We start from the raw sequence: 22,279 nt of genomic DNA on the forward strand, positions 1-22,279 counted from the left end.
CGTCTCCTGCGGGAACTGTATCACTCCATGACAGAACAGGCGATCTGATGCCGAAACGCAGGACTTGCCGAAAAATACGGAACGGGAGAAAACTGTGGCGCAACTGCACCGGCAGCGAAAATCCCGATAATTATAACATATAATTTTGAATATTTTCCCAATTACGTGTTATAGTTTAAGTCTCAAGATGGCGAATCATGGTGCCTGTCACAGAATAGCCCTCTCCCTCGTATCCCGGTACAGGCCCCCTGCCCCGGTTTTTTCTGCTTTTCCCTGACAGGCCCGCTTTGCGGGTCGCCGGAGTTCCCCCGTCATGAGCGACACAGTGCTCACTTCCTCCGCCACCGCCACCAGACCACCGATGGTCGGACGCATGATGTTCGCCGTCATTCTGGCCGCGATCGCCGGCCTGATGTTCGGGCTGGACGTGGGCGTCATCTCCGGTGCGCTCGGCTTCATCCGTGACGAATTCCACGCTTCCGATTTCGAACAGTCCTGGATCGTGTCATCCATGATGTTCGGCGCGGCTCTGGGCGCACTGGGCGCGGGCCGGATGTCCTATGCTTTCGGACGCCGCCGCGCGCTGATCTTCAGCGCGTTCCTGTTCGTCGCAGGCGGACTGATCTGCGCGCTGGCAGCGTCCGTCTCCGCGCTCATCATAGGACGCGCGATGCTCGGACTGGCGATCGGCATCGGAAGTTTCGTCGCACCGCTCTACATTTCCGAAGTCTCGGACGAAAGCCGCCGCGGCAGCCTCGTTTCGATGTACCAGCTCATGATCACGTTCGGCATCCTGCTGGCTTTCGTGTCCAATGCCATCCTGTCCTACAGCGGCTCATGGCGCTGGATGCTGGGCATCATGGCCATTCCGGGCGTGTTCTTCCTGATCGGCTCGTTCTTCCTGCCCGACAGCCCGCGCTGGCTGATGCTGCGGGGACGCCATGAGGAAGCCCTGTCCATCATGAAAGAACTGCGTCACGACCCTGAACATGCCCATCAGGAAATCCGCGACATCCGCGCACAGATCCATGACCGTCAGCGCGGTCTGGCCATGTTCCTTGAAAACCCAAATTTCCGCCGCGCCGTCACGCTGGGCATCTGCCTCCAGATCGCGCAGCAGCTCACGGGCATCAACGTCGTGATGTACTACGCCCCGCGCATCTTTCAGGAAGTCGGCTTCGGCTCCAGCGGACAGATGTGGGGCACGGCCATCGTTGGTGTGGTCAACTGGCTTGCGACCTTCATCGCCATTGCGTTTGCGGATAGCTGGGGCCGTCGCCAGATGCTGATCACCGGCTTCGCCATCATGGCAACCGGACTGGCCATGCTCGCCGCCATCATGTCGGGAAGCGTCGGAACGTCAGACCTGTCTCATTACCTCGCGATTGCAGTCCTGCTGTGCTTCATCGCCGGCTTCGCATTCTCGGCCGGTCCGCTGGTCTGGGTGCTGTGCTCGGAAGTGATGCCGCTTCAGGGGCGTGACTTCGGTATCACCTGCTCGACAGTCACGAACTGGGTCACAAATATGGTCGTCGGTGCGACATTCCTCGGGCTGCTGAGCACACTGGGATCGGCCAACACCTTCTGGCTCTATGCCGGACTGAATGCGCTGTTCATTTTCCTGGTGCTGTTCTTCGTCCCCGAAACCAAGGGTGTCTCTCTCGAATCCATCGAGACCCGCCTCAATCAGGGCATCAAACTGCGCAATATCGGTCGCTGAGGCTTTTGTTGCAGCCATAAAAAAGCCCCCGTTCCGAATGGAACGGGGGCTTTTTTGCGTCCGGAGTTTCAGCCCCGGGAGGCGGCGATCTTGCGATCGGTCTTATACTGGCTCAGCGCATACACCGACCAGATAGCAGCCGGAATCCAGCCAATGATCGTCACCTGAAGCAGCAGACACACCAGACCGGCAAACGGACGGCCAATGGTGAAGAACTGAAGCCAGGGCAGAAGCAGGGCAAGAATGAGACGCATGGTGCGCTCCTTTCACAAAGAGACTGTATCAGCAGTGATCGGTGAGAAACGCGCCAGATGCAACTCCAGATCCCTCAGACGGTCAGAGTGAGGCCCCGACCGGTTTGGAAGACGCCGTTTTGGTGTGCATCCACCCGCCTTCAAACCCAGCGCGCTCCAGACCGGCCCGCAGATACGGATTTTTCTTCATGGTGTTCCAGACCAGCCCGCTGCGCCAGTTTTCCAGCATCAGCAGGATCGGCCCCTGATCGATCCCAAGCTGCTGACCATCGACCCAATAGGATTTCTGATCGGCAAAAGACGGATTGAACGCATCAAGGAAGCCGTATTTGTTATAAATCCGGTCCCCATAGCGCGCGCGCATTTCCTTGAGTGCCGGCAGAGCGATTTCCGGCGCAAACGCGATGGACCCGCCCACAGCCGTCGGCGCGATCGTGCCATCATCCAGAATATAGTCACGCCCGGCGCCACGGGCACTGTAGGCCAGATAATGGCGCTTCTTACCGTCATAAACCTGCTGCGCATCCCCCGGACCGTCACAGGCCGTCAGACCCCAGATATTGGGGCCATAATCCTTCCAGTCGCCCGGATTGGCCTGCGCGTAAGCCCGCTGGGCATAGGCGGCTTCACGGCCATTCTGGAAATAATCGACGTTATGGGCGCGGTCCCACGCATCCTGTACGCCCCGGAAGTCGATCCAGGATTCACTATACTGATGGCCGAACATCGGCGCGAAATTCAGCATCTTGTGCCCCTGAAAATCGCCCCACTGGCCCTCATAAGTCGCCGTCCAGGCCTTCCAGGTCTCGGCCGGGAGCGGATGCGTCGGCGAACCCAGTGCCTGAAGATAGATGATGAGGCCTTCGTTATAGCCCTTCCAGTCGCTCGGCAGGAACGTATGCGGCGGCATCCAGCCCATGCTGAGCCACGGACCATGGGCCTTCATCCATGTCCAGTCGATCCGGCGGTACAGATGATCCGCAATATCGCGGATTTCCTTTTCCTGCGGCGTATCACGATCAAAATAGGACTGCGAGAACAGCACGCCCCCCATTAGCAGCGCGGTATCGATGCTGGAGAGTTCGGACCAGTCCGCAACCCGCAGACCGGTATTGGGGTCAAGGAAATGATAGAAGAAACCCTTATAGCCCGCAGCGCCCGCAACATGATCGTTCTGCGGCAGACTGGCTAAAAAGCGCAGTGTCGTCAGCGTCCGATCCACGGCCTGCTGGCGCGTGATATAGTTACGCTCCACGCCAATGCCGTAGGCCGTTAGCCCGAAACCAACGCTGGCAATGCTGGCCGCTCCATTGGGCAGCGGTGCACGGTCCGGCACCAGACCGTTCTTCGGATTGGCGGTTTCCCAGAACCAGTTGAACGTGCGCTTTTCCAGATCATCGACAAAAGCAGCATCCGCAGCCGGAAGGCTGGAGGGCTGGAGGGCTGTTGAAAGCGCCGTGCTGGCCGTCGGGGCCGCCTGAGCGGTCTGAAGCGTCAGGCTCAATGCACCCAGTGCAAATCCTGCCTGACAGAAACGGGAAATCCGGGATTTCCACCTCTGCCCTGTCGCGGCGGCTGGAGAGAAAAACGGGACTTCAGAAGTCCGCTGCGTCCGGTTCTGCATGCTCATGCGGTGGAGGATAAACAGAAGGACCGCCCGCAACGCACCCACCGTTACATCAACTTTCTGTGATACTCGAAAAGTGTTGAAACTCCGCCCTTGTTTCGCAAAGCCTCACGACAGGATCACGAGGGGATGTAACATTATTGGTATCTGAAATGGCGCTCTCCGAAACCTGCAGCGAATCTGCCTCACACAACATGCGGGCGGCGATCTCAGCCGTCACGAATGTTGCGATCACCTCCGGGCGCTTGTCCCGCACCCCGAAATCCCCGATCGGACAGACCAGACGGTCGATCCGCTCCTGCGGAATGTCGATCTGGCGGAACGCGCTCTCGAACCGTTTACGCTTGGTCCGCGACCCGATCATGCCGACATAGCGCAGATCACCCCGCTCCAGCGCCGCCCCCGTGATGAGCGCATCGAGCGTATGACTCTGCGTCAGAACCAGAACACCCGATCCGGCAGGAGCCCCCTGCATAAGCGGCTCCCATTGTTCTGTCACCCGTGCCTCCACCCCTGACGGCACGATCCCGAACTCCTCCTCCCGCGCATCGACCCAGACCAGCCGCAGCGGCAGCAATGCCAGAGACCGGGCGAGCGCACGGCCCACATGTCCGGCCCCGAACAGCAGAAGTTGCGGCAGTTTTTCCCGGTCGGCGCGCAGTTCATCCTCAAGAGCCTCAGGATCATCCACCCGCTCCATTCGGATGGTGACAGCCCCACCGCAGCACTGGTTGATGGCAGGGCCGAGCGGGATATGGCGCTCAACCGCCTCTCCGCCCGACGCGAGAAGCGCTCGTGCCTCTGCCATGCAGTCCCATTCCAGCCGACCGCCGCCGATCGTACCGCTCTGTTCAGTGCGGGTCAGGAGCATGAACGCGCCCTCCTCGCGAGGTGTCGATCCCTTCGCGCGAATGACGGTCAGACGCGCCATCTCCTGCCCTTCCGCCCGCCAGCGCAGAACATCCGCGAGCATGTCAGCCAGCCTTTTCCCGCAGTGCCATCAGAGTTTTCAGAACCCGCTCCGGCGTGGCGGGTGCATCCAGTTTCGGACAGGTCCGGTAGTCGTCCAAACTGGCGATGGCGTCCGAAATCGCCTGCAAAACCGCAACCCCATGCACGAAAGGCGGCTCTCCCACGGCCTTGGAACGGAAAATCGTCTCCTCCCGGTTGGGCGCGTTTTCCAACAACTCCACATTGAAAATCCGTGGCCGATCCGAACAGGCCGGGATCTTGTAGGTGCTGGGTGCATGCGTCCGCAGACGCCCAGCTCCGTCCCAGACCAGTTCCTCCGTCGTCAGCCAGCCTGCGCCCTGCACGAAGCCGCCTTCAATCTGCCCGATATCGATATCCGGGTTCAGGGACTGCCCGGCATCATGCAGGATATCCACACGGTCAATGTTGTGCTCGCCCGTCAGCAGATCGACCGACACTTCCGCACAGGCTGCGCCATAGGCGAAATAAAAGAACGGTCGCCCACGTCCCGTCTCGGGGTTCCAGGAGATTTTCGGCGTCTTGTAAAACCCATTGGACGACAGCGACACCCGCGCGAAATAAGCCTGCCAAGCAAGCTGCTGGAAGGTCATAACCTCCGCGCCGACATGAACACCATCAGGCCGGAAATGGATATCTTCCGCCGCCACGCCCCATTTTTCAGCGGCGAATGTCATAATCCGGCTCTTGATCTTCCGCACCGCATCCAGCACCGCCATGCCGTTCAGATCCGCCCCCGAAGACGCTGCCGTGGCGGACGTGTTCGGCACCTTGCCAGTCGTCGTAGCGGTAATGCGGACGCGATCCGCCGTCAGACCGAATTCACGCAGGACGATCTGCACCATCTTGGTGTGCAGCCCTTGCCCCATTTCTGTCCCACCGTGGTTCACCTGAACCGAGCCGTCCGTATAGACATGCACCAGCGCGCCGGCCTGATTGTAATGCGTAGCCGTGAAGGAAATCCCGAACTTCACCGGCGTCAGCGCAATGCCGCGCCGGATAATGCGGCTGGTGCGGTTGAACGCCCGGATTTCGGCCTTGCGCGCCTGATAATCACAGCGTTCAACCAGCTTTGTCAGGATCTCGGCCGTAATCGAGTCCTCAACTGTCATATGATACGGCGTGAGATTGCGCGTCCCGGTTCCATAAACATTCCGCAGCCGGACCGCCACGGGATCAAGACCGGTCGCAAACGCGACTTCCTCAATCACGCGCTCCGCCGCCACAATCCCCTGCGGCCCGCCAAACCCGCGATAGGCCGTGTTGGACTGCGTATTGGTCCGCAAAGGCTCGGATTTCAGCCGCACATCGGGATAGAAATAGGCGTTGTCGGCGTGAAACAGCGCCCGGTCCGTCACCGGTCCGGACAGGTCCGCCGCCCAGCCACATCGCGCGGCCAGAACCATATCTACGGCCAGAATGTCGCCCTCATCGGTGAAGCCGACATCGTAATCAATCAGAAAATCATGCCGCTTTCCCGTCGCCATCATGTCATCATCACGGTCCAGACGTGCCTTGACGGCCTGACCCGTCCGGTCAGCGGCGATGGCGGCCAGGCAGGCCCAGGCATTGGCCTGAGTCTCCTTGCCGCCGAACGCGCCGCCCATCCGTCGCACTTCCGTTGTGACCAGATGATGCGGCCGCCCCAGCACGGCCGCGACCAGATGCTGCGTTTCGGACGGATGCTGCGTGGAGGACCAGACGCGCATCTCCCCTGCCTCTCCGGGCTGGGCAAGCGCGGCCTGCCCTTCCAGATAGAAATGCTCCTGCCCGCCAATCTCGATCTGCCCCAACAGGCGACGCGGCGCGGTCTTTAGACCACGCTCCACATCCCCGCGCTGCATGGTCAGGGAGCGCCAGACCATCGCGCTGCCATTTTCCCGCGCTTGCGCGATGTTCAGGATCGCGGGCTTTTCCTCGTATTCGATCTTTGCCAGCCGCACGGCCTGCCGCGCAGCCTGACGCGAGGTCGCCACCACTGCGAACATCGTCTGCCCCCAGAAATGGACATGATCCGTCGCCAGAAGCGGTTCGTCTTCCCGATGCACCGGGCTGATCTGGTTCTCGCCCGGCACATCATCCGCCGTCAGCACACACACGACACCCGGCGCGGCGCGCACGGCATCCAGATCCATCGACACGATCCGCGCATGGGCCTTCGTGCTCAGCCCCGGCACGAGATGCAGCGTGCCGCGCGGCTCCGGCAGATCATCAATATACGCCGCCTGCCCCGTCACATGCAGCAGCGCGCTTTCGTGCTTCATACTGGTGGACGCAGCGCCCGGAACGAGATCAGACATGCGCCAGCCCTCCCGTCCGGGCGAGACGCGCCTGTTTGCTTCCTGTCGTTTCCTCAAAGAACCGCGTCAGCAGATTGGCGGCCACGGTCTGCCGATACCAGGCACTCGCCCGCATATCGGTCAACGGGGCGAAATCTTCCAGAATGGCCGCCCGTGCAGCGTCCAGCGCGTCCTCATCCCAGACCCGCCCCATTAGCGCCGCTTCCGCACCCGATGCCCGCTTCGGCGTGGCCGCCATGCCGCCATAGGCCAGCCGGACCGTGGTTATCCAGCCCTGATCGTCCGTCTCGATCATGAAAGCGCCCAGAACAGCGGAAATATCCTGATCGAAGCGCTTGGAAATCTTGTAGGCCCGGAACTGCGCACCCGGCGCGGACTCAGGAATGGTCAGAGCCTCCACGAACTCGCCGAGCCGCCGGTCCTGCTTTCCGTAAGCGATGAAATAGTCTTCCAGCGCGATGGACCGACGCTCCGCCCCACGCCGCAGATGCAGCGTCGCATTGGCCGCGATGAACATCGGCGGCCCGTCCCCGATCGGGGAGCCATTCGCGATATTCCCACACACCGTGGCACTATTCCGAACCTGCATGGAGCCCAGACGTCGGATCATTTCCCCCGCATCCGGTAGTAGCTCCGCAATGGCAGGGCGCGCGTCCTGATACGTCGCCGCAGCCCCGATCCGCAGCCCCTCCGGCGTTCTGCTCAAAGCCCGTAGTTCCGGGACGCGCCCGATCGGCACGATATGCTTCAGACGACGCATCCCCTTCGTCACCCACAGCCCCACATCCGTGGCCCCTGCAACAATCGTCGCCTCCGGATCGGCCATCAGGATCTCCGCCAGATCATCCGCAGACGCCGGAATGCTGAGCGTGCCCTCCGGCCCTTCAAGCCTCACGCTCTCGCCGTCCTGCAACGCGGTCAGACGGTCGGTAATAGCCTCCACCTGCGCATCAAAACGGTCCGGCCCTGCTGCCATCGCCTGCTTCATCGCCCGCACGATCGGCGCATAGCCGGTGCAGCGGCACAGATTGCCGGCTAGCGCGTCGTCAATGGCTTGATCGTCAGCCGCAGCCCCTTCGGTCTTGCGATAGGCCGCCATCGACATGACGAAACCCGGCGTGCAGAACCCACATTGCGAGCCATGCTGCTCGACCATGGCCGTCTGCACGGGATGCGGCGCATCAGCCGTACCGAGATCCTCGATCGTATAGACCTGCGCCCCGTCCAGCATGCTGACGAACTGAATGCAGGCATTAACCGCCCGCCAGTTCAGCCGCCCGTCCTCAAGCCGGACGACCAGCACCGTACAGGCCCCGCAATCGCCTTCATTGCAGCCTTCCTTGGTGCCGGTCCGGCCACGCTCGCGCAGCCAGTCCAGTAGGGTCAGCGTCGGGGACAGATCCCTGAGCGTGCAGAGGTCTTCCCCCAGATAAAAACGGACAGTCTGGCGCATCGGGCGGAATCTCAGGCAAAAATACGAGGGGGCGTGCAGACTTGTGTGCCCCACGGCAGGCGTTGCCGTCTATATCCAAGATCGGAACGAAGCGTTGCCTTTTCTAGAGCGGGGGGTAGTGACAGGCGACCGTCCGGCCTTCCGCGATCCTGTGTAATTCCGGGCGCTCCTGCGAACAGCGCGACTGGGCGAGCGGACAGCGCGTATGAAATGCACAGCCCCGCGGCGGATGGGTCGGGCTTGGCACGTCGCCTTTAAGCGGCGGCGGCAACGGCCGGTCCGGGCGCGGCACCGCGTTCAGCAACGCCCGCGTATAAGGATGGGCCGGGGCCTCCAGAACCGCCAGCACATCCCCTTCCTCCACAATCCGCCCCAGATACATGACGGCAATCCGGTCCGCCATCTGCCGCACGACCGCCAGATCGTGGGAGATGAACACACACGCCACGCCCAGCGAATTACGCAGATCGCGCAGCAGATTGACGATCTGCGCCTGCACGGACACGTCCAGCGCGGATGTCGGCTCATCCGCGACCAGAAGATCCGGGCCCAGCATCAGGGCGCGCGCAATGTTCAGACGCTGCCGCTGACCACCCGAAAATTCATGGGGATATCGGGACAGAACGGACGACGACAGACCAACCTGTTCCAGCAACATTCCGATCCGCTCGGTGATGCCGGCCCGCCCATGAATCCGCATCGGTTCCGCCAGCGTGTCACCAATGGTCCGGCGTGGATTGAACGTCGAGGACGAGTCCTGAAACACCATCTGCATCCGCGGCCGCCAGCGTCTTAGCGCGCAGTCCGACAGGCCGGAAATCCGCTCGCCTTCGAAGAACACCTCGCCCGAACTCGGCGCTCCAAGCCCGATCAGCGTCCGGCCCAGCGTGGACTTGCCACAGCCGGACTCTCCGACAAGCGCAAGCGCCTCTCCGCGATGCACGACCAGCGACACATCACTCACGGCCCTCAGGGTTTCGCCATGCGACAGGCGATAGTGTTTGCTGAGGTTTTTCGCTTCAAGCAGGACAGTCATACGTCGTACAGCACGCAGGCCACGCGCCGCCCTTCTTCCGGTTCCCGCAACGCAGGGCGCACGACACAGTCCGGCCGCACGAAGCGGCAGCGCGGCGCGAAAACACAGCCTTCCGGCCGCGCATCCGGAGCCGGCGGACGCCCCGGAATGGTGGGCAGCGCCTCCGGCCTCGGTCCATCCAACGGCGGGATCGCCTCCAGCAACGCCTGCGTATAGGGATGAAGTGGCCGCGCCATCACCGCCGCGACCGGCCCCTGCTCCACGACAAGCCCCGAATAGACAACCGCCACATGTGTGCAGGTCTGCGCCACGACGCCCATGTCGTGCGTAATCAGCATGACACCCGCTCCGCTATCGCGGATTTCGCACAGCAACGTCAAAATCTGCGCCTGCACCGTGACATCGAGCGCCGTGGTCGGCTCGTCTGCGATCAGAAGCGACGGACCACAGGACAGCGCCATCGCGATCATGGCGCGTTGGCGCAGACCGCCGGAAAGCTGGTGCGGATAGCGCTTCGCCGCGGCTTCCGGATCGGGCACTCCCATCCGCCCGAGCAGAGCCACGGTCCGCGCCCGCGCTTCACGGCGGCTGATGCGCTTATGCAGACGGATCTGTTCATCAATCTGCGCGCCAATGGAGCGAACCGGGAGGAACGCCGTCATCGGGTCCTGAAAGATCATGGCCATGCCCGCGCCCCGCAAACGCCGCCACTCCCGATCCTTCATTCCCAGAAGTTCACGCCCCTCAAAGCGAATGGAGCCCGAAGCTTTCAGACCCGGCAGCAGCCCCATGACGCTCATGGCGGTCAGGCTCTTTCCCGATCCAGATTCACCCACCACGCCCAGCGCATCCCCGCGCCGCGCACTTAGAGACACGTCTTCCAGCAACGCTGTTCCGTTCGGCAGTTCCAGATGCAGGTGATGCAGCTTCAGAAGCACTTCAGCCTCCATGCCGTCCCTCCCTGATCCTCGGGTCCAGCAGGGCATACAGCCCGTCCACCAGCGCATTGGCGATGACGACGAAAACGGCGGCATACATAACCGTCGCCATGATAAGCGGCAGATCGAGCGTCGCCAACGCCTGATAAGTCAACCGCCCCACGCCCGGCATGGCGAACACGACTTCCGTCAGAAGCGCCCCCCCACCCAGAAGCTGCGCGAAATCCAGTCCGAACAGCGACACATAGCTCAGCCAAGACAGCCTTAGACCATGCCACAGCCACACCCGCACCGGTCCTGCCCCCTTGGCGCGCGCCGTTCGGATGGAATCCTCGCCCATCGCCGTCAGCAGTTCGGACCGCAGAACCCGCGCATAAAGGCCGATAAAACACACGGCCAGCGTCAGAGACGGCAGGAACAACGCCTTCGCCCAGCCCCACGGGCTCTGCGAAAACGGCACATATCCGAGCGGCGGCACCCAGCGAAACAGAAACGTGTCATGCCAGCGGCTCTGTGTGACGAGATTGACGACCTCGCCCAGCCAGAACACCGGCATAGACAGGCCAATCAGCCCCAGAACCATCAGCAGCCGGTCCACCCAGCTATCGCGCAACACGGCGGAGGCAATCCCGAAAACCAGCGACCCGCTGACCCAGAAAAACGCCGCCCACAGCACGAGTGAGAGCGTCACCGGAGCCGCCTGCAACACTTCGGGCACAACGCGCTGCCCGTGATTGACGAAAGACGTCAGGTCCCGGCTCACGAACAGCTTTTGCATCATCGTCACATACTGCACCGGCAGCGGACGATCGAAACCATACTCCGCCCGGATGCGCGCCACGACCTGCGGACTGGCCCCGCGCCCTGCAATTCGCGCCGTTGGGTCCGCACCAGGTGTCGCAAAGAAAATGCAGAACACCAGAACCGAAATCCCGAAAATGACCAACAGCATCTGCCCGGTCCGGGAAGCAAAACTCCGGATCATCGGGCCGCACCTTTCGGATCAATCTGATCCCGCAGCGCATTGCCCAGAACATTCAGCGCCAGAACCGTCAGGACGATCGCAACGCCCGGAGCAATCGCAACCACAGGCCGCGTATAGAGCAACCCTTCACCATCCTGAATGATCGTCCCCCACGATGCTGCCGGAGCCTGCACGCCGAGCGACAGGAACGACAAAGCGGATTCCGCGAGCATGCACAACGCCATCACCAGAGGCGCGAGCACGGCCATGGTCGGCATCAGCCCCGGCAGGATCTCCCGCCACAGAATACGAAAATCCGACGCGCCCATCCCGCGCGCCGCCATCACAAACCCCGCCTGAGACAGACTCAGCGCCCGCGCCCGAAAAGGCCGGGCGGCATAGGGCACATAAACCAGTGCAATAATCCCGATCGGAATCAGCAGATTATCCGCGCCGATGGTGATGAACCCAAACCGGATGCCATGCCCAACCGTGACGACGGAGAGCGAAATCGCAAACAGATAAACCGGGATCGCCCAGAGCATGTCCAGAATGCGCGACAGAATCAGGTCGATCCAGCCCCCGAAATATCCCGCGCAAATCCCAAGACACGCCGCCAGACACAGACATAACAGGGCGGACGATGACGCGATCAGGAGCGAGTTGCGGCCGCCATAAAGCACACGCGCCGCCACATCCCGCCCCTGCGAATCCGCGCCGAGCACATAAGGTCCCGGCCGCCAGTTCGGCCCGATCGGGCTGAGACCCAGATGCAGCGGATTGTCATTCGGCTGCATCAGATCGACGCGCTGTCCATTACGGATCGTGGTGCCCGCAATATCGGACGAGAACGGATCAACGCCATTCAGCGTGGCGTAAAGCGGGGCGCACAGGCAGGCGACAATGATGAAAGCCAGAAGCAGGGCCGCAAAAGCACCGTCACGACGCGTCAGAACAGCGCGGACAACCCGCCGGTAACTTCCTTCCACGCCTGCTCCCATTCGTTCCGGTTTGCGTTGTTTCCTGTTCTACAGCACGAAACCACCCGGACAGAAGAGGCTCTTCGAAATCAGGCGAGATCGAGGGCCGGTTTGCGCACATGCAGACGGATGCGCTGCTGAAGCGTCCCCAGATCGGGAAGGAGTTCATTATGAAGCGCACGCACGCTGTCATGCGCGGCATAAAAGCGCCGTTTCCCGCTGCTGCTGACCAGAATGGCCGCGCCGAGAAAGACGCCGTTGATTTCGATAATGGTTGAACCAAGCATGATGCCGGACCCTGAAGAAAGAGCCCGACAATTCTGTGTCGGGCGTTATGATATGCCGGAGGCAAATGCCTCCGGCTCTGAAAAAAGGCAGCGCGATTGCTGCGAGCTACACATTCGACACATCATCGACCGACTGGCCCTGTTGCTGTGGACGTCACTTCAGAATGTCGAATACGACACCCGGATACGCAGCGTCAACATATAACGTATGAACATGATGTGATATCTATAAATACGTTTTAATTAAGTTGTTTATATGTTGTCGCAAGCCCTTCATTTACCGTCTGCCCTTCCCCCCATTTTCCATGTTAAGTGACAGTCATGAGCAAGAAGGTTCCGTTGTCCCCCGCCCCGTTCGAAGGTTATGCAGCCCCCCGGGGACGCGTTTTCAATTCTTTCCTGGAAACGGTAGGAGGCACCCCGCTGGTCGCGCTGCCTCACCTGACCCAGCGTGAGCATCTCAACGGGCGATTGCTCCTCAAACTGGAATTCTTCAACCCGCTCGGTTCCGTCAAGGACCGCATCGGCGTGGCCATGCTGCGGGATGCCGAAGCGCGCGGCCTGATTACGCCGGGCCGCACGGTCCTGATCGAGCCGACATCGGGCAATACCGGTATTTCGCTGGCTTTTGCCGCCGTGGCGCTTGGCTACAGGCTGATCGTGACCATGCCGGAAAATGCGTCGACCGAACGTCGCAAGATGCTGCGTCTGATGGGGGCGGAAACCGAACTGACCTCTGCCTCCCGCGGCATGGCCGGTGCGATCGAACGCGCTGAACAGCTCAACCGCACCCTCCCCGACGCCTGGATGCCGAGCCAGTTTGAGAACGACGCCAATCCCGCCGTGCATGAAGAGACGACGGCTCAGGAAATCTGGGAAGATACGGCAGGCAAGGTCGATATGGTCGTCGCGGGTCTGGGAACGGGCGGCACGGCCTCCGGCATTGCCCACGGCCTGAAAAAACATCGCAAATCCATCAAAATCTACGGCGTGGAACCGCGCGAAAGCGCAGTCCTGCACGGAGACGAGCCCGGACCACACGGTATTCAGGGCATCGGGCCGGGCTTCGAACCCGATACGCTGGACCTCAAGGCGCTGGACGGCGTGTTCGAAGTCTCGGAACAGGAAGCTGTCGCCACCGCGCGCCTCTGTGCCGCCGTTGAAGGCATTCCCATCGGAATTTCGGCAGGTGCTGCGCTGTTTGCCGGAATGGAACTGGCACGCAAGCCGTCCAACCGGGGCAAAACGATCGTGGCCATCGTGCCGTCCTTCGCAGAACGCTATCTCTCTACACAGCTTTTCGACGGGCTATCCTGACCTCTGAAAAATAACTTTTTTATAAAGTTATTTTATTTAATATCCATATGTGTTCGTTATTAAATCAAATCCTGTTCCGGTTTCTTGCAAAAAGAATCGGGAGGGCTGAGAGGAGATAACGTCATGAACCTGTTTTCCGGCCGTCCCACATCTTTTGACCCCGCTTGGGCCTCGCATGGTCTTTCCGGGACGGCGCAGCCCCGCATCGCCAGAGCGTTCCGCGCTCTGCAGCAGCAGGTCGATCTGCTTCTGGTTCCAGGCCTGTTCGGCTCAGGGCCGGATCATTGGCAGACACATTGGGAACAGGCTTACGGCCTGCGTCGCCTCCATCAGAAGAACTGGGAAACACCCGATCCCGCAGACTGGGAGGCGGCTCTGACGGAGGCTCTCGAAGCCTCAACACGTCCGACTTTTCTGATCGCACACAGCCTCGGCGCAGTACTGACGGCAAAATGGCTGGCACGCCATGGCGGACGGCGCGTTGCCGGAGCCTTTCTGGTCGCCCCGGCCGATATCGACCAGACGACACATCCGGACGTCGCCCTCATCCGGGCGTTTGGCCCTCTGCCCGGAACACCCCTTCCTGCCGCCACAGCCGTCATGGCCAGCAGCAACGATCCCTGGTTGTCCCTGCCCCGCGCGCGCGAACTGGCCGGACACTGGCAGTCGGACTTTCTGGAAGCCGGCGCTGCGGGCCATATCGGTAGCAGCGAGCCGTTGGGCCTGTGGGAGCATGGTGCCACAGCCATGCTCGACTTCGCCAGAAGACGCCTGCCACTCCGGGTCCAGTAACCCGGAGCAGACGCCCTCAGACCTGACGGCCGGAAGGTTTCCAGCGGTTGAGCAGCAGAGAATTGCTGACTACCGAGACGGAACTCATGGCCATGGCCGCCCCCGCCACGATCGGATTCAACATGCCGAACGCCGCCAGTGGCAGGCCCAGAATGTTGTAGATAAAGGCGAAAAACAGGTTTTGCCGGATTTTGGACAGGGTAGCGCTGGACAGGGAAATTGCGTCCAGCACCCCTGTCATTTCGCTCTTCATCAACACGACATCCGCCGTATCGAGCGCCACGGCAGACCCGGCACCGATGGCAAATCCGACATCCGCCGCCGCCAATGCAGGCGCATCGTTGATGCCATCGCCGACCATGCCGACCAGATCGCCCTGAGCGCGATATTTCGCCACGCCCTCAGCCTTGTGCTCCGGCAGAACCCCCGCCAGATACTCATCCACACCAACCTGTCGGGCCACCACAGACGCCGCGCGTTCATTATCGCCCGTCAGCATCACAACACGAATGCCGCGCGCTTTCAGAGCCTGCACGGTCGTCACGGCATCGGTCCGCAGTTCATCCGCCAGCGCGATGATCCCAAGAACCTGACCTGCCTGCGCCACGGCAATAACGGTGTTGCCTTCGCTTTCCAGCGCCGCGACCGGCAGGGACGACAGGTCCAGCCCGCTGTCCTGCATGAACACGGGCGAGCCCAGCCGCGCTTCCTGCCCGTCGATCCGCGCAATAACCCCCTTGCCGGGAACAGCCTCGAACCCTTCGGCCGCGACAGACGCACTGACACCATGGCTCTGCGTGTAATCCACGATGGCGCGGGCCAGCGGATGTTCCGAATTATGCTCCAGCGCCTGTGCCACCCCCAGAAGCGTATCCACCAGAACCCCGTCCGCGGGATGAACCGCCGCAACAGTCGGGCGTCCCAGAGTCAGGGTGCCGGTCTTGTCGACAATGATGGTTTTCAGCTTCTCGGCCCGCTCCAGCGCATCAGCGTTGCGGAACAGAATACCGGATTGTGCGCCCCGTCCCGTCCCCACCATGATGGCCGTCGGCGTGGCCAGACCAAGCGAACACGGGCAAGCAATGACCAGAACAGACACGGCAGAAACCAGACTCCAGACCGCAGATCCGGTGACGGCCCAGCCGATCAGGAACGTCAGAACCGCAATCCCGATAACGGCCGGGACGAAAATACCCGAAACCCGATCGGCCAGACGCTGCACATTCGCCTTGGAGCCCTGCGCCTGCTCGACCATTTTCACGATCCGCGCCAGTGCGGTATCCGCGCCAACCCCCGTGGCCCGCACGCGGAGCGCCCCATTGGCGTTCATGGTGCCGCCAAACACGTCCTGCCCGGCTTCTTTGAGGACCGGCACGCTCTCACCCGTCAGCATGGATTCGTTGACTTCGGACGCCCCTTCAAGGACTTGACCGTCCACCGGCACACTTTCACCCGGCCGCACGACGAAGACATCACCGACATGCATGTCCGCCACGGCCCGGTCCACAATCACGCCATCACGCTCGACATGCGCGATCTGCGGCTGAAGCTGAAGCAGGCTTTCGATCCCGGCGCTGGTGCGGTTTTTGGCCCGCGTTTCCATGAGCTTGCCGAGCGAAATCAGCGTGATAATGGACGCGCTGGCTTCGAAATAGACATGCTGATGCAGCCCGAACACCACAACAACCGCACTGAACAGCCATGCGATGGACGTCCCCAGAACAACCAGCACATCCATGTTGGCCGAGCCGCCACGCACGGCGTTCCACGCTCTGCGATACAGATGCGCGCCACAGACGAACTGAACAATCGTGGCGAACACGAACTGCACCGGAACCGGTACGATCATGCGCCCAAAGAACATGCCGATCATCTCGGCAAAGAGCGGCAGCGAGAGAACAAGCGTCAGGATGAACCGGTTGCGCTCCCGCTTCCAGATTGCCGCACGTTTGGCCTTTGGATCTTCGCGCTCGCCCTCGTCCAACCGAGTTGCGCCAAATCCGGCCTTCTCGATCTTTCCGATCAGATCCGCCGGTTCGACCACGCCAGGAATATAATTGATATGCGCCCGTTCGGCCGCGAAATTCACACTCGCCTGCACGGCAGGCTGCCGGTTCAGGATCTTTTCGATCCGCGCCGCGCAGGCCGCACAGGTCATGCCGGACAACGACAGATCAAGGCTCTGTTCATCCACGGAAAAGCCCGCGCGGCGCACGGCAGCCACAACGGTTTCAATGGAAGACGCCGTATTTTCAAAAGCAACCTGCGCGCGTTCGGAAGCGAAATTGACGGTCGCGCTAACGCCCTCCTGACGGTTGAGGACTTTTTCAATCCGCGCGGCACAGGCGGCGCAGGTCATGCCGCCGACGGGGAAACTGATCGTTTCTGACATCTGCAAAAGGTCCTGTCGGCTAGGGAAGCGGAAGGGAAACTCCGCAAGAAATATACCCCATACCCCTATTTTTCAAGAGTAGAAAAAGCAGCTTTTCCACTTCCAAGAACAATCTCGCGATCATGAAAAACACGCAGCGCATCATGATGCGCCACGCTGATGCATGTGGTGTAGGGCAGAAAGAAAAGAAGGGCCTCGTAAAGACGGCGCTCATTGGCGTCATCCAGAGCGGACGTTGCCTCGTCCAGAAACAGGATCGCAGGCCGGAACAGCAACGCCCGCGCCACCGCCAGACGCTGCTGCTCGCCCGGAGACAGCACAGCGCCCCAGTCCGCAATATCGTCCAGCCGATGGCCGTATTCCGCCAGATTGACGGCTTCCAGAGCCTGCTGACAGGAGGCGGTGTCGTAGTGGTCGGATGTTGCGGGATAGCTCAGCGCCTCACGCAGTGTCCCGGACGGAACATAGCTGCGCTGGGGCAAAAACATGGCCTGCCTGATGTTGAAAGAGACATCCCCCCGCCCGTAACGCCACAGCCCGGCCAGCGCCCGCAGGAACGTGCTTTTCCCCGAACCGGACGGCCCGCGAACCAGCCAGCGTTCGCCGCCCTGCATCGTCAGATCGCCAACCTGCACAATCGGCTTTCCATCCGGCAGGTTCAGGACCAGATCCCGGATCTGCACCGAAGGCGTTTCGGTGGCGAAACGCACAATTCCGCTTTCAGAAGGCTGGCTGACAACCCGCTCGAACTCGCCCAGACGCTGAAGTACCGAGCGCAGGGTCGCCAGATCGGCATAATTGAAAATGAACCATTCCAGACTGATCCGGACCTGCGTATAGGCCGAATTGATCTGCGAATAGAGCCCGAAGCTCAGGGCATGAGCCATCGCTTTGGGGGCCAGCATTAGCCAGAGTGGTATCGTTGCGACTCCGGTATAGAACTCGCTGATGAAATTGACCCGCCACGTATACCGCACAACACTGCGCCAGTTCGTGGCGATATGCGTCAGATAACCAGACAGCCGTAACTGCTCGGCATTTTCGCCCCCATAAAAGGCGATTTGCTCCGAGTTACGCCGAACATCCATCAGCCCCGCACGCAGATCGGCATCGAAATGCTGCTGCCGGTAATTCGCGCCGATCAACGGCGCGCCAAACCGCTCCACTATCCCGGAAGCCAAAAGAGACGTGAGAACCGCGCCCAGAAAAAGATAGCCAGGGATCTGGAAATGACGACCATGCCAGTCAAAAGACAATACCCCCCCGATGTTCCACAGAACAACCGCGAAAGACAGCAGCGTGGTCACCGCATCAATGGCGTCCAGACCCAACTTGAGCGTCTGGACCGTCATCTGGGACAGGTCGTCCGCAATACGCTGGTCGGGGTTGTCGGCCCGGTTGGGGCCATGTTCGAGCCGGTAATACGCCTCTTCCGACAGATACTGCCGCAGATAGACTTTCGTGTTCCACAGACGCCAGCGCATCGAGAGAACCTGCGTCAGATAGGTCTGCGTCGCATGCACCACGACAGAACCGAGTGTCACCAGAAGATAAAACGGCAACATCCCCAGGCAGCGCCCGACCTCTCCTGCGAAGAACGCATCGAAAAACCGGTGATACCACGCCCCGAACCAGACGGCGGACTGAACGTAGAGCACAGACAGCCCGATGGTCCCGCCCAGAAGGGACCAGGCCCACCACTTCTCTTCGGACTTCCAGTAAGGAAAGAGAACTTTCCAGTCCGCAAGGGAATGCGGCGGGGTGGTGTCGTCAGTAGTTTGCACGAAGTGTGGCCATGAAGCTGCGCGGAGCGGCGGGGAAATTGAACTGCCACTGACCGCTGGCCCGTTCGTAATAATACCGGTTGGTCAGGTTGGTCGCATTCAATTGAAGCCGCAGGTGGCGATTGAACCGATACCCCGCCATGGCATCCAGAGTCATGTAACCGCCCTGAATGGTCGTGGCATAACTGCCGCGCAGATTGCTGTTCGCATCAATCCCCGCCCCCACGTTCAGACCTTTAAGAAAACCATCCTGCACATTGTAATGCACCCAGGACTTGAACATGTGATGCGGTGAGAAAACACCCCCGAAATCATTGACCTTCGCATTTGAGACCTTCGTGTCCAGATAGGTATAACCAATCGACACATCCAGCCCCGGCAGGATCTGACCATCGACCTGCGCCTCCCATCCCTGACGGCGGATAGGGCCGGTCGTGATGTAGAACTGCGAGTGATACGGGTCCTGCACCGGCTGGTTGATGCTTTCCATCCGGAACAGCGCGGACGAGAGGTTCAGGCGTCCATGAAAATATTCGGCCTTGAACCCGGTCTCGACCTGATTGCCTTCCTGTGGCGACAGACCACCGCCCCCATAGCTCTGCCTGCCGACAGCCGGCGTGAAAATGCTGGCATAGCTGGCATACCAGGAGATGTTCGGCGTGATCTGATACACCGTGCCCAGATAGGGGGTAAGCTGCCCGCGCAGATCGGCCTGATTGACCCATTCCCCCTTCGGTGCAGGGGAAATGTCCTGAAGTTTTTCATAGTAGCGTGAAACACGACCGCCAAGAATCAGGGACAGATGCCGGATCACTTCCAGTCGGAGTTGACCATAGAACCCCCACTGATAGGCATAGTCGTCCGTCCCGTATCCATCGGCATTCTGCTTGTAATCAAAGCAGCTTGCCGGAGGCTGAGGGACGGCATTGGTGTTTTCGAGGCTGATATTGTTGTAGATATTGTTGCAGTTCACGTTCGCATACTGTGTGATCTGCTCATAGGAATTATAGTTGAACCCGAACAACGCGTGATGCGTCCGGTTGAGCAGCTTGAAACTGCCCTGTGCATACACATCCGCGGAGCGGGACGTATTAGAGCCTTTATATTTGGAGATACCCTGATCCCGGTACTGAAGCGTTCCGGTCGCAGGATTCATTTTGTTCCAGGGCTCGTTATAGAAAGTATTATAGTCCTGGTCATAGAACGTGGCGCGCGCCGTCGCCGTCCAGTCGCCCCAGAGCTTCTGGGTGATGGACGCAATCGTCTGCTGCGTCATGTAGTTCGAATACCCCCAGCTCTGGCTCGGGTTCGCATCCCGGTTACCAGACCACAGGGTATTGGCGGTGGTCAGCGGCAGACCATAATAAGGTGCCGTAATATCCTGCTGCTGGGCAGCATGGGAAACCATAAACGTCGTCGTGGGCGTGACATCCCATTCCAGCGCGCCATAGGCCTGCCATTTGCGCGAATGGGAATATTTGTAGAAAAAATGATTGTCCTGATACAGGTCTGCCGTCCGAAAACGCACGGTTTTCGAGTGGTTCAGCGGAATGGTGATATCCGTATCCACACGATAATTATCGAAACTGCCCACGCTGGCCGATCCGCCCGCAGCGAAGTCCATCCCGGGTTTCTTTGTCACCTGATTGACCACGCCACCCGCGCCGCCCCCGCCCTGCAACAGACCGGAGGAGCCACGAAGCACTTCGATCCTGTCATACATCGACAGGTCAAAGGCCGCATTATTCAGCGTCCCCGCAGCGTTGGGCGTGCCATCAATCGACGTCGTGAGCTGATATCCGCGTGAATAATAATTGGAATTGGCCGTAGAGCCCGGGAAGACCCGGATTCCGTTGATCTGCCGCATCGCATCCGCCATCGTCAGCATGTTGGAATCTTCCATACGCTGCTGGGTGATGACCGAAATAGACTGCGGCACGTCCTTGAGCGCCACGGGGCTTTTCCCCCAGACTTCAACAGCAGGTGCCGTATAGGTGTGGTTGGTGCCCAGAACCTGAATATTTTCGTCTGACGCCGCATCCAGATCTTCGGAAGAGCGAGACGCGGCCGCGACAGGCGCTGGAACAGAGGCCGCGAGAGGAGCTTTCGCAGACTGCACCAAAGGCTTATCAGCGCGGCGCGATACCCCGCAATGCACAGGACGCGGTGCCCTGTGTGTGGCATGGCAAACAGACGGGTGGTTTCTGGCGCGCTCTGAAACCGTATCAGCCAAAGCCGCCGGGCATGCGCCCGCCATCAGGCTGCCCCAGATCAGGGCATGGTGGGAAATAGCGGAAAAGTTGAGCCGACGGCGAGCTGAAATGCCATGCTGTGTCATAATGTCTGTCCTAAAGAGACATGCCAGCCCCATGCAACAGCCCGTTCCACGAAAAGCACCGTGTTACGGCATGAGGCCGGCAATGAAACGCTCCTGTTCAGGAGGAGGCGTGCTCCGGCTTCAGGAAACGACGTCAAATCCCGTGTCTTCGACGACGTCCCTGAACGCTGCGGGCGAAACATGGGCGGGGTCGTAAGAGACCGTCACTTTGCCGCCATCCAGCACGATATCAACGCCCGTTACGCCGTTTACGGCTTCAAGAGCGCGCTGGAGCTTGCCCGAACATCCGTTGCAGGACATGCCCTCGACCGTCATGTGCGCTGTTTCTGTCATGTCATGAAATCCTTGAAAGAGAGAAAAATTCCCCCAGTGAGGGCATATCCACATACGATGCGGGGGTATGGTTTATACAACTATTCGCCATAAAACGATTCTGGCAACAGTTATTATTCAACGATCATATTTTGGTATATATACCGCACCGGGGTATATAATTTTTCATATTGCCTCCGAAACAGATTCGACAAGACAATTTTTTCAGACACGAAAAAATAATCTTTTCCGATCCCCCGGCTGGGTATAGGGTCACATCAGATTCGAACGATGAATCGCTCCGTTTCTTCCCCTTCTGTGGTGATTTCTGATGGTCAGGACACATGCCCGGATCTGGATCGGCCTGCTGGCCTGCCTGCTCATGCAGGTGGGGCTGCTGCTTGGCGCATCCACCGCGCAGGCCAGATCTGAAGCCCCCCACATAGCCATGACCCACATCGCCATGACGATGCATCACATGGCCCATCACCAGAAGCCGGATGCCACGGATTGCTGCAAAACCTCAGCGTTCCACGCAATCCCTCATCCGCAACAGTCTTCCGAAGGCTGCTGCCATACGCATGCGGTCTCGGCCGACCCCATGCTGACAATGGCGTCCGTCCACCCGTCCGGCCCGGCTCATACGGCCGCGCGCGTCTTTGCCTCCGGGCTGCAAGGCCGTTTCAGCGGCACGGACTGGATCCCTGCCTCACCGCCTCCCAAACCCCGCGCAATCTGACACACGCCTGACCGGCGTGGACCCGTCCTGCTGCCCAAAATAGGCATTCAGGGCCT

18 protein-coding genes are annotated in these 22,279 nt (G+C 60.4%); 4 read left to right on the forward strand and 14 right to left on the reverse strand.

Annotated features, from left to right (window positions below; genetic code table 11):
• Positions 1–313 precede the first annotated feature (313 nt).
• Positions 314–1,720, forward strand: a complete 1,407-nt coding sequence (locus JK213_RS07050; protein WP_283091827.1) for a sugar porter family MFS transporter — start codon at positions 314–316, stop codon at positions 1,718–1,720.
• Positions 1,721–1,788: 68 nt separating this feature from the next.
• Here JK213_RS07050 and JK213_RS07055 read toward each other — a convergent pair whose 3' ends face one another.
• The 10 genes from JK213_RS07055 to JK213_RS07100 form a co-directional block, all read right to left on the reverse strand.
• A complete protein-coding gene (locus JK213_RS07055) occupies positions 1,789–1,974 on the reverse strand; it encodes a YqaE/Pmp3 family membrane protein (RefSeq protein ID WP_099286269.1) in 186 nt (61 codons plus the stop codon).
• A gap of 82 nt (positions 1,975–2,056) precedes the next feature.
• The gene (locus JK213_RS07060) at positions 2,057–3,604 is read right to left on the reverse strand and encodes a glucoamylase family protein (protein ID WP_194262686.1); all 1,548 of its coding nucleotides are present in this window, start codon (positions 3,602–3,604) and stop codon (positions 2,057–2,059) included.
• A 49-nt stretch (positions 3,605–3,653) separates the two neighbouring features.
• Positions 3,654–4,574: a xanthine dehydrogenase accessory protein XdhC gene (gene xdhC, locus JK213_RS07065; protein ID WP_194262685.1), complete on the reverse strand. Its 921-nt coding sequence runs from the start codon at positions 4,572–4,574 to the stop codon at positions 3,654–3,656.
• Position 4,575: 1 nt separating this feature from the next.
• The gene (gene xdhB / locus JK213_RS07070) at positions 4,576–6,891 is read right to left on the reverse strand and encodes a xanthine dehydrogenase molybdopterin binding subunit (RefSeq protein ID WP_194262684.1); all 2,316 of its coding nucleotides are present in this window, start codon (positions 6,889–6,891) and stop codon (positions 4,576–4,578) included.
• Positions 6,884–8,344, reverse strand: a complete 1,461-nt coding sequence (gene xdhA / locus JK213_RS07075; RefSeq protein ID WP_194262683.1) for a xanthine dehydrogenase small subunit — start codon at positions 8,342–8,344, stop codon at positions 6,884–6,886. Before xdhA ends, xdhB begins: the two co-directional genes overlap by 8 nt.
• Before the next feature lie 103 nt (positions 8,345–8,447).
• Complete coding sequence (locus tag JK213_RS07080) at positions 8,448–9,380, reverse strand: ABC transporter ATP-binding protein (protein ID WP_194262682.1); 933 nt, start codon at positions 9,378–9,380, stop codon at positions 8,448–8,450.
• Positions 9,377–10,330, reverse strand: a complete 954-nt coding sequence (locus JK213_RS07085; protein WP_194262681.1) for an ABC transporter ATP-binding protein — start codon at positions 10,328–10,330, stop codon at positions 9,377–9,379. The genes JK213_RS07080 and JK213_RS07085 overlap by 4 nt, the downstream gene beginning before the upstream one ends.
• Positions 10,320–11,303, reverse strand: coding sequence for an ABC transporter permease (locus JK213_RS07090; protein WP_194262680.1), 984 nt, complete (start codon positions 11,301–11,303; stop codon positions 10,320–10,322). Before JK213_RS07090 ends, JK213_RS07085 begins: the two co-directional genes overlap by 11 nt.
• Positions 11,300–12,283 (reverse strand): ABC transporter permease, encoded by a 984-nt coding sequence (locus tag JK213_RS07095; protein WP_194262679.1) that lies wholly within the window; start codon positions 12,281–12,283, stop codon positions 11,300–11,302. The genes JK213_RS07090 and JK213_RS07095 overlap by 4 nt, the downstream gene beginning before the upstream one ends.
• A gap of 68 nt (positions 12,284–12,351) precedes the next feature.
• The gene (locus tag JK213_RS07100; RefSeq protein WP_062029912.1) at positions 12,352–12,549 is read right to left on the reverse strand and encodes a hypothetical protein; all 198 of its coding nucleotides are present in this window, start codon (positions 12,547–12,549) and stop codon (positions 12,352–12,354) included.
• A gap of 321 nt (positions 12,550–12,870) precedes the next feature.
• Here JK213_RS07100 and cysK point away from each other — a divergent pair, with 321 nt between their 5' ends.
• A complete protein-coding gene (gene cysK, locus JK213_RS07105) occupies positions 12,871–13,866 on the forward strand; it encodes a cysteine synthase A (protein ID WP_194262678.1) in 996 nt (331 codons plus the stop codon).
• Positions 13,867–13,989: 123 nt separating this feature from the next.
• A complete protein-coding gene (locus JK213_RS07110) occupies positions 13,990–14,658 on the forward strand; it encodes an alpha/beta hydrolase (RefSeq protein WP_194262677.1) in 669 nt (222 codons plus the stop codon).
• Positions 14,659–14,674: 16 nt separating this feature from the next.
• Here JK213_RS07110 and JK213_RS07115 read toward each other — a convergent pair whose 3' ends face one another.
• The 4 genes from JK213_RS07115 to JK213_RS07130 all read right to left on the reverse strand — a co-directional run bounded on the left by JK213_RS07115 (position 14,675) and on the right by JK213_RS07130 (position 21,505).
• Complete coding sequence (locus JK213_RS07115; RefSeq protein ID WP_194262676.1) at positions 14,675–17,050, reverse strand: heavy metal translocating P-type ATPase; 2,376 nt, start codon at positions 17,048–17,050, stop codon at positions 14,675–14,677.
• A gap of 65 nt (positions 17,051–17,115) precedes the next feature.
• A complete protein-coding gene (locus tag JK213_RS07120) occupies positions 17,116–18,834 on the reverse strand; it encodes an ABC transporter ATP-binding protein/permease (protein WP_194262675.1) in 1,719 nt (572 codons plus the stop codon).
• A complete protein-coding gene (locus JK213_RS07125) occupies positions 18,821–21,172 on the reverse strand; it encodes a TonB-dependent siderophore receptor (protein ID WP_228125536.1) in 2,352 nt (783 codons plus the stop codon). The genes JK213_RS07120 and JK213_RS07125 overlap by 14 nt, the downstream gene beginning before the upstream one ends.
• Before the next feature lie 120 nt (positions 21,173–21,292).
• A complete protein-coding gene (locus tag JK213_RS07130; protein WP_099286281.1) occupies positions 21,293–21,505 on the reverse strand; it encodes a heavy-metal-associated domain-containing protein in 213 nt (70 codons plus the stop codon).
• Positions 21,506–21,815: 310 nt separating this feature from the next.
• Between JK213_RS07130 and JK213_RS07135 the strand changes: the two genes are divergently transcribed.
• Positions 21,816–22,223, forward strand: a complete 408-nt coding sequence (locus tag JK213_RS07135) for a hypothetical protein (protein WP_194262673.1) — start codon at positions 21,816–21,818, stop codon at positions 22,221–22,223.
• Positions 22,224–22,279: the final 56 nt, after the last annotated feature.

This window comes from Gluconobacter sp. Dm-44, from assembly GCF_018256175.1.
In the GTDB taxonomy this organism is placed as follows: Bacteria; Pseudomonadota; Alphaproteobacteria; order Acetobacterales; family Acetobacteraceae; genus Gluconobacter; species Gluconobacter cadivus.

Excerpts from the sequence above, each read along its gene's own strand:
- JK213_RS07050 (WP_283091827.1), top strand. The coding sequence starts at position 314 with ATGAGCGACACAGTGCTCACTTCCTCCGCCACCGCCACCAGACCACCG.
- JK213_RS07055 (WP_099286269.1), bottom strand. The coding sequence starts at position 1,974 with ATGCGTCTCATTCTTGCCCTGCTTCTGCCCTGGCTTCAGTTCTTCACC.
- JK213_RS07060 (WP_194262686.1), bottom strand. The coding sequence starts at position 3,604 with ATGAGCATGCAGAACCGGACGCAGCGGACTTCTGAAGTCCCGTTTTTC.
- xdhC (WP_194262685.1), bottom strand. The coding sequence starts at position 4,574 with ATGCTCGCGGATGTTCTGCGCTGGCGGGCGGAAGGGCAGGAGATGGCG.
- xdhB (WP_194262684.1), bottom strand. The coding sequence starts at position 6,891 with ATGTCTGATCTCGTTCCGGGCGCTGCGTCCACCAGTATGAAGCACGAA.
- xdhA (WP_194262683.1), bottom strand. The coding sequence starts at position 8,344 with ATGCGCCAGACTGTCCGTTTTTATCTGGGGGAAGACCTCTGCACGCTC.
- JK213_RS07080 (WP_194262682.1), bottom strand. The coding sequence starts at position 9,380 with ATGACTGTCCTGCTTGAAGCGAAAAACCTCAGCAAACACTATCGCCTG.
- JK213_RS07085 (WP_194262681.1), bottom strand. The coding sequence starts at position 10,330 with ATGGAGGCTGAAGTGCTTCTGAAGCTGCATCACCTGCATCTGGAACTG.
- JK213_RS07090 (WP_194262680.1), bottom strand. The coding sequence starts at position 11,303 with ATGATCCGGAGTTTTGCTTCCCGGACCGGGCAGATGCTGTTGGTCATT.
- JK213_RS07095 (WP_194262679.1), bottom strand. The coding sequence starts at position 12,283 with ATGGGAGCAGGCGTGGAAGGAAGTTACCGGCGGGTTGTCCGCGCTGTT.
- JK213_RS07100 (WP_062029912.1), bottom strand. The coding sequence starts at position 12,549 with ATGCTTGGTTCAACCATTATCGAAATCAACGGCGTCTTTCTCGGCGCG.
- cysK (WP_194262678.1), top strand. The coding sequence starts at position 12,871 with ATGAGCAAGAAGGTTCCGTTGTCCCCCGCCCCGTTCGAAGGTTATGCA.
- JK213_RS07110 (WP_194262677.1), top strand. The coding sequence starts at position 13,990 with ATGAACCTGTTTTCCGGCCGTCCCACATCTTTTGACCCCGCTTGGGCC.
- JK213_RS07115 (WP_194262676.1), bottom strand. The coding sequence starts at position 17,050 with ATGTCAGAAACGATCAGTTTCCCCGTCGGCGGCATGACCTGCGCCGCC.
- JK213_RS07125 (WP_228125536.1), bottom strand. The coding sequence starts at position 21,172 with ATGACACAGCATGGCATTTCAGCTCGCCGTCGGCTCAACTTTTCCGCT.
- JK213_RS07130 (WP_099286281.1), bottom strand. The coding sequence starts at position 21,505 with ATGACAGAAACAGCGCACATGACGGTCGAGGGCATGTCCTGCAACGGA.
- JK213_RS07135 (WP_194262673.1), top strand. The coding sequence starts at position 21,816 with ATGGTCAGGACACATGCCCGGATCTGGATCGGCCTGCTGGCCTGCCTG.